At 41.0% G+C, this 3,088-nt stretch carries 2 protein-coding genes; both read right to left on the bottom strand.

All coding sequences use genetic code 11. The annotated features are described in order from the left end of the window. Positions 1 to 981 (bottom strand): lipid II flippase MurJ (locus MRZ08_RS07600; RefSeq protein WP_297381310.1); only part of this gene is annotated, 981 nt, incomplete at its 3' end. A 942-nt stretch (positions 982 to 1,923) separates the two neighbouring features. Continuing rightward, the coding region (locus MRZ08_RS07595; RefSeq protein WP_297381307.1) for an LCP family protein at positions 1,924 to 3,088 on the bottom strand (1,165 nt) is incomplete at its 5' end.

Genomic DNA, 3,088 nt, shown 5'->3' with positions numbered 1-3,088 from the left:
AATAATGGGCCTTGCTAGAGTCATCATGCCGAAGGTGGCTGGTATTACTAGGGCAAGGGTTAGGATTAAGGTGCTTGCTGTCTTTTCCTTCATGGCGTCTATTTTCCCTTCATTACCAAGTTTTGCGACTTGGGGGAAGGTGATGGTAGCTATGTTTATCGTGACGACTTCTACTATGAAGTCGAGCATGTTTTCTGTGTAGAATACCTTGGCCACTGTGTCGATGCCGAGTAGACCTGACGCCATGGATTTATCTATTAGGACAGAGATCTTGTTAGCAGCGTTAGATATGATGATTGGAATCATGATGGCAAGGAGGTACTTGATGTAGGGATCCTTGAAGTCGAGCTTTCTCTCATAGGAAAAGCCCTTCTTCTTGCTGGCAAATGGGAATCTGATAAACTGGATGATGTTTCCTATAAGGGCTCCTATGATGAGGATATAGGGATTGTCGAAGACTCCCGTAAGAAGGGTTGCAGAAATTACAAATATATTTAAGATTATCTCTGTGACTACTGGGTCGATGAAGTTATTTCGCACGTTGAGAAAGCCTCTGATGACCGCAGAGTAAAGGAAGGCAAAGATTGATACCGCCATGATCCTGGTAAAGGATGTAGCCATGTCGTGGGTTTCGCCTATAAGTTTGGGTGAGAAAATCTTAGATATTGGACCTGCAAATATTATTATTAGGAAAAAGATAATAGCACCATAGACCATTAGGACATTGATAAGGTTTGAGGTAAAGCTATTGGCCTCACTTTCTCCCTTATCCGTACGAATCCTAGTGTAGACTGTGATGTAGGCAGAGACAATCCCTGTTATGACAGTGTACATCATGATATCAGGGATGGTGGTGGCAGTGACGTAGATGGACTTGATATCCCCTGCGCCAATGACAGCTGCCATAACAGATTCACGGACAAAGCCAAATATTTTTGATAAAATTGTAATAATCATCAACAAGATTGTGGTGTGTCCCATATCTTTTCCTTTTTGTTTGCTTGGGTGTTTTTAGTTTGTGTTTGTTTTATTAGAATAAACTATTTTTTGTGATACAGTTTATTGCATGAGGCTTCTCCACGTTGGTCGAAGCAAGGGAAATTGTAGAAAAGCGAGCTTTCCATCACCCTTATATCGAGCGTTAGTCGAGATATCTCTTTCTATAATTCAAAGTTTTTAATTAATTGAACTTTTTATATAACACGTGAGACCTCTCCGCTTCGGTCGAGGTAAGGGTAATAGTTGGAAAGCAAACTTTCCTTCCCCATTATATCGAGCGTAGCCGAGATATCTACCTGGATTTCATAGATTACTTAATCTTTTCTATTTACATGTCATCTTAGACTGTAGACCTCTCGTCACTCATTTCATTCGCTCTGTCGAGGTGGAGATTATATGTTTCCGCTGTATTTCGAAGTATAATATTAACTATTTTTTAAAAGTAACACGTGAGGTTTCTCCGCTTCGGTCGAAACAAGGGAAACGGAGAGAAAACTCTGTTTTCTTTCCCCTTATATCGAGCGTAGTCGAGATATCTCTTTCTATAATTCAAAGTTTTTAATTAATTGAACTTTTTATATAACACGTGAGACCTCTCCGCTTCGGTCGAGGTAAGGGAAACTGTAGGAAAGCATAACTTTCCTTCCCCTTATATCTAATGGGTCTGGCCACAATGAACATAAGTGAATTGATGGCAGCCCTTAATCGAGGCTTTTCGAGGCGAAGTGCAACTAAGCCCGCAAACTACCGTCGAGCGTAGTCGAGATATCTCTTTTAGCCTTTAAATAATTATTCTTTAACTTTTTCTTAATAGGCTTCTCCAGTCCTCTACTAGCCGGACGGGCTTATCCTCGAAACAAGGGAATTTGTAGGAAAGCATAGCTTTCCTACCTCCTTATGTTGAGAGTAATTCGAGATATCTCTTTACTTATTATTTTCCTCAATATTATTATGAATATTTTCTATGGAGTCCTTGCTTGGGACCATCATGTAGAGGCTTGCGTTTGGCATTAAGTAGGAGTCAAGGTCCATGGTTCCTTTTCCTTTTAGGGCTTCGCTTTCTATTTGCCATTCGCCTCCATCGGCTAGTTGTTTGTTGACTAGCTCTATCATCTTCTCGTATGGCACATCTGTGTTGACTGATTCTAGGGCTATATCTGCTATTTCATTGAAGTTTAGGAGCATTTCAGTGCTTAGCATTTTTCTTATGATTCCTGTTAGGACTCGGGTGTGGTTTTTCCCTCTGTCGAAGTCTCCCTCTTCTAGATTGTATCTTTCTCTAGAGAAGGCAAGTGCCATGTCTCCGTCCATTTCTATCTTTCCTTGAGGGAAGTCATAGCCTCCATGGGTTGAAGTAAAGGCTGTTGGGTTGTCCACTGTGATTCCTCCTAGGGCGTTTATTAGATCTACTAGAGTTGTGAAGTTGACCTTGCCATAGTAGTCGATCTTGATATCTAGAAGTGCCTCTATACTCTTGATTGAAGTATCTACTCCGTAAAGACCAGCGTGGGTTAGCTTATCGTACTTGTCCCCTTCCCCTCCTATGGATAGGTAGGTATCTCTTGGGATAGTTGTGATTAGGATTTTCTTCTCTTTTGGGTTGACACTTAGGACCATGTTGACATCAGACCTTGATACGTTGGATAGACTACCTGATGTGTCAATTCCTGATAGGAAGATATTGAAAGATTGATCCTCTGCGACTTCTTTCTTTTCTTCCTTCTTCTTCTCTACACCTTTCACTAGAACAGACTCAAGTACACGGGTTTTCTCTGAAAATCCCTCGATTGTCTCATCTAGGATTGGCCTAAAAGATTCGTTAAGAAGCATGACCTCAGCATCTCCATCTAGTAGGGCTGTGGCAGAAGCTTGATAATTGTCGAAGTTTCTTTCAATTAATTCCTTTTTGTAATCTTCCTTGTATTTTGCAAAGGCCTTGGTGGAATTTTCCTTATCCATGTCTCCTGCTGTGGCGATTTCCTTATCTCCTATGTCTGCAAGGCTTTTAATTTCAGAATCCTTCAATACAACAAAGCTCATCTCGTTGGTGTCCTGGACAGGCTTGTTGTTGATTTCTGAAACGGTCTTG

Source organism: Anaerococcus sp., from assembly GCF_022770135.1.
GTDB lineage: Bacteria > Bacillota > Clostridia > Tissierellales > Peptoniphilaceae > Anaerococcus.
Note: the sequence above shows the minus strand (reverse complement) of the source record. Positions and strands in the feature narration are given on the sequence as shown.